Source organism: Mycobacterium sp. TH-M82 (genome assembly GCF_057473605.1).
Window position 1 is genome coordinate 1 of record NZ_JBYCKY010000675.1, and the last position, 2,926, is coordinate 2,926.

The window sequence follows — 2,926 nt, forward strand, 5'->3', positions numbered from 1 at the left end:
CGGCCGGGACCCCGAATCGGTCACCTGGATCCTCGATCCCATCGACGGCACAGTGAATTTCATGTATGCGATCCCGGCCTACGCGGTGTCGGTAGCAGCCGTCGTCGGGGGCGTGCCGACAGCCGGAGCGGTGGCCGACGTCGCCGACGAGCGGGTGTATTCGGCGGGTGCCGGGCTGGGGGCGCACGTGATCGACGAGCATGGCTCCGAGGTGCTGTGCTGCACCGACGTCGTGGATTTGTCAGTTGCACTGCTAGGCACCGGATTCGGATACTCCGCAAGGCGTCGCGCGGCGCAGGCGGCGTTGCTGGCCGAGATGTTGCCGGTAGTGCGCGACGTGCGCCGCATCGGGTCGGCAGCCCTTGATCTGTGCCTGGTCGGGGCCGGCCGACTCGATGCGTTCTACGAGCACGGTCTTAAGAGGTGGGATTATGCAGCCGGCGCGCTGGTAGCATCCGAGGCCGGGGCGCGGGTATTGCTGCCCGACCCGGGGCAACCCGCCGACGGCGGGGGCCTGGTTGTCGCCGCAGCACCCGGTATTGCCGACGAATTCATCGCTGAGCTGGAGCGGTTCGGCGGCCTGGTACCGATTCCGCCGTAACCCACGTCCATCGATCGCCATTGATCAGACGTGACCGAAGAATCCCGAATAGACACGAAACCAGATGATGGCAAGGCGCAGAGGATGGGTAGAGAAATGACGATTGCATGCGCGACACGCGAAATTGTCACCCAGTCCTACAGTCCGCCGGGTGTCGGCAGACTGCTCGATGACCCCACGGTGACGCGGATCGCGGAAGCCTACGACCGCACACCGGCGCAGGTGCCGATCAGGTGGAATCTCCAGTGCGGCAACGCGGTTATCTCCCGATCTAGAAACCCGGAGCGCGTTGCGGCCAACTTAGACGTGTTCGACTTCGAATTGGCCGACAACGACATGGACGTGCTCAACGGACTCCACGACGGCGCCCGGGTGCTGCACGACCCACTGACATTCCTCGGTACGTAATCGGACCGCAGGGCGTAACCGGGCGACCGTGCGTGACTCGGTGCTCGGGCCGGGGCTCAGGACTTGGAACATTTTTTAGTCAGCCTTGCGACCGAACAGCTTCCTGCCCAACCAGACCACCGGGTCGTAGCGGTGACCGGCTACCCGCTCCTTCATTGGGATGATGGCGTTGTCGGTGATCGTGATGCCCTCCGGGCAGACCTCGGTGCAGCACTTGGTGATGTTGCAAAATCCCAGGCCGGCGTCGTCCTGCGCCCAGTCGCGCCGGTCGGCGGTGTCCAGCGGGTGCATCTCGAGTTCGGCGAGCCGGATGAACATCCGCGGGCCGGAGAAGCTCTTCTTGTTCTCCTCGTGGTCGCGGATCACGTGGCAGACGTCTTGGCACAGGAAGCATTCGATGCACTTGCGGAACTCCTGGGAGCGCTCCACATCCTGCTGGAACATCCGGTACTGGCCGGGCTTGCGGTCTTTCGGGGCCTTGAACGCGGGAACCTGCAATGCCTTCTCGTAGTTGAGCGAGACGTCGGTGACCAAGTCGCGGATCACCGGGAACGTCCGCATCGGTGTCACGGTGACGGTCTGGTCCTGTGCGAACGTCGACATCCGGGTCATGCACATCAGCCGCGGGTAACCGTTGATCTCCGCCGAACACGATCCGCACTTGCCGGCTTTGCAGTTCCAGCGCACCGCCAGGTCAGGTGTCTGGGTCTGCTGTAACCGGTGGATGACGTCGAGCACCACCTCGCCCTCGTTGACCTCGACGGTGAAGTTCTGCAACTCCCCGCCGTCGGCGTCTCCGCGCCAGATTCGCAACTGTGCGTCGTATGTCATGGGCGCTGCTCCTCCTCATCGCTTCGCTCTGCATCGTCGTCAGCGCTAGTCATCTAGCTCTCCGTCCCGGATGATCGGCCAGCTCCTGGTCGGTGTAGTACTTCTCCAGCTCGGAGATTTCGAAGAGGCCCAGCAGGTCTTCGCGCATCCCGGACTGCGCCTCGCGGGTGATGTCGACGTCGGCAATCGCGCGCCCGCCCGAGGTTCGGCAGACCAGCAGCGTCTTGCGCCAGTTCGAATCCATGCCCGGGTGGTCGTCGCGGGTGTGCCCGCCCCGGCTCTCCGTGCGCTGCAGGGCCGCCTTGGCCACGCATTCGCTGACCAGCAGCATGTTGCGCAAGTCGATGGCCAAGTTCCAGCCGGGGTTGTATTCCCGCCGGCCTTCGACGGTCAGGTTGGCGAACCGGGCTTTGAGCTCCTCCAGTTTGACCAGGGCCTGCTCGAGTTCACCGGCGTTGCGGATGATGCCGACCAGGTCGTTCATCGACTGCTGCAGCTCGGTGTGCAGGGTGTAGGGGTTCTCCGGTTTGCCGCCGCCGGACCCGTCCAGCGGCGCGAGCGCCAGCTTGGCCGCAGCGGCCAGCGCGCCGGTCGAGATCGAGGGCCGGCCGCTCAGCGACCGCACGTACTCGGCCGCGCCCAGCCCGGCCCGGCGACCGAACACCAACAGGTCGGAAAGGGAATTGCCGCCGAGCCGGTTGGAGCCGTGCATCCCGCCGGAGCACTCGCCGGCGGCGAACAGCCCGGGGACCACGGCTGCACCGGTGTCCGGGTCGACCTCGATTCCGCCCATCACGTAGTGGCAGGTCGGTCCGACTTCCATCGGCTGTTTGGTGATATCGACCTCGGCCAGCTGCATGAACTGGTGGTACATCGACGGCAGCCGGCGTTTGATCTCCGCGGGCGCCAACCGAGACGCGATGTCTAAGAACACTCCGCCGTGCGGCGAACCCCGGCCGGCTTTCACCTCGGCGTTGATCGCCCGGGCCACCTCGTCGCGGGGCAACAGGTCCGGGGTGCGCCGGGCCGAGTCGTTGTCCTTGAGCCACTGGTCGGCTTCTTGCTCGGTCTCGGCGTACTGGCCTT

General features: G+C 65.4%; 3 protein-coding genes and 1 pseudogene. 2 read left to right on the plus strand and 2 right to left on the minus strand.

Going from position 1 to position 2,926, the window contains the following annotated elements; genetic code table 11:
• Both AC2VON_RS19805 and AC2VON_RS19810 read left to right on the plus strand, forming a co-directional pair.
• The coding region (locus AC2VON_RS19805) for an inositol monophosphatase family protein (RefSeq protein WP_486954473.1) at positions 1–601 on the plus strand (601 nt) is incomplete at its 5' end.
• A 93-nt stretch (positions 602–694) separates the two neighbouring features.
• Positions 695–1,009, plus strand: a pseudogene (locus AC2VON_RS19810) (aldo/keto reductase); the annotation flags it as partial.
• Positions 1,010–1,084: 75 nt separating this feature from the next.
• Here the strand turns inward: AC2VON_RS19810 and AC2VON_RS19815 are convergent.
• On the minus strand, positions 1,085–1,840 hold the full coding sequence (locus AC2VON_RS19815; protein ID WP_486954474.1) for a succinate dehydrogenase/fumarate reductase iron-sulfur subunit: 756 nt from the start codon (positions 1,838–1,840) through the stop codon (positions 1,085–1,087).
• A 49-nt stretch (positions 1,841–1,889) separates the two neighbouring features.
• Positions 1,890–2,926, minus strand: a 1,037-nt coding sequence (locus AC2VON_RS19820; RefSeq protein WP_486954475.1) for an FAD-binding protein, incomplete at its 5' end; no start/stop codon positions are given.

What these genes read in the sequence shown, in the direction of transcription:
- AC2VON_RS19815 (WP_486954474.1), bottom strand. Translation starts at nt 1,840, where the DNA reads ATGACATACGACGCACAGTTGCGAATCTGGCGCGGAGACGCCGACGGC.